This window comes from Pontibacter toksunensis, from assembly GCF_042686245.1.
In the GTDB taxonomy this organism is placed as follows: Bacteria; Bacteroidota; Bacteroidia; order Cytophagales; family Hymenobacteraceae; genus Pontibacter; species Pontibacter toksunensis.
The window spans coordinates 1-828 of sequence record NZ_JBHUOX010000098.1 but is presented as its reverse complement, the minus strand read 5'-3'; the positions used below and the strand labels follow the sequence as shown (position 1 = coordinate 828).

The 828-nt window shown below is 50.5% G+C and carries 1 protein-coding gene; it reads left to right on the top strand.

The window, feature by feature from the left end:
- Window positions 1-92 precede the first annotated feature (92 nt).
- A complete protein-coding gene (locus ACFS7Z_RS27290) occupies window positions 93-818 on the top strand; it encodes an IS1 family transposase (protein ID WP_377492676.1) in 726 nt (241 codons plus the stop codon).
- Window positions 819-828: the final 10 nt, after the last annotated feature.

Genomic DNA, 828 nt, shown 5'->3' with positions numbered 1-828 from the left:
GGTAGTGTACTAAAAGTAAGGATGGTCATATTGAGGAATTAGCAATGAGAAGCAGGTGTTATGAAATAGAGATCGCCAAACCTTTACTTCATATGACCACCTGCCCTCACTGCCATAGTCCCAATATAGTAAGAAACGGTAAATGCTACTACGGCAAACAAAACTATAAATGCCGCCACTGCCGAAGACAGGCTGTAGCCCGTGAGCCTGAGAGGCTTTTTAGCCGTGATGATTTGCTGAAAGAGATGCTTTTGGAGCGGCTCTCCCTACGGGCCATAGCCCGTATCTTCAAGGTGAGCGTGGGCTGGCTGGTGCCGCGCGTCAAGGCACTCTGGCAGCAAGTAGACGAGCAGCTGCCACTGGGGAATCTGGAGAAGACAGAGGTAGAGCTGCTTTGTGTGGAGGCAGATGAGCAATGGAGCTTTGTCGGTGCCAAAGACTGCCCTGTTTGGCTGTGGCAGGCAGTAGAAAGAGGCACAGGGCTGGTGGTGGGGTATCATGTGGGAGAGCGCAACGGGGAAGGAGCCAAAGGTTTGTGGCTGAGCATACCGGCGGCTATACGCCTGAAGGCACTGGTCTTCACGGACGGATTGGAAGCCTATGGAGCAGTCTTTGAGAAGGGACAGCACCAGCCAAAAGGCAAGAAAGAAACCACCAGGATGGAGCGACTAAACAATACCTTGCGCCAAAGGTGCGCACGACTGGTGAGAAAGACATTATCCTTCTCCAGATCATGGGAAAATCACCGATTGGCTATACGTTACTTCCTGTATAACTATAATCTTGAAAGATTGGCAATAAAGCCAGCCTTACTTTAAACACAGTACC

What these genes read in the sequence shown, in the direction of transcription:
- ACFS7Z_RS27290 (WP_377492676.1), top strand. Translation starts at nt 93, where the DNA reads ATGACCACCTGCCCTCACTGCCATAGTCCCAATATAGTAAGAAACGGT.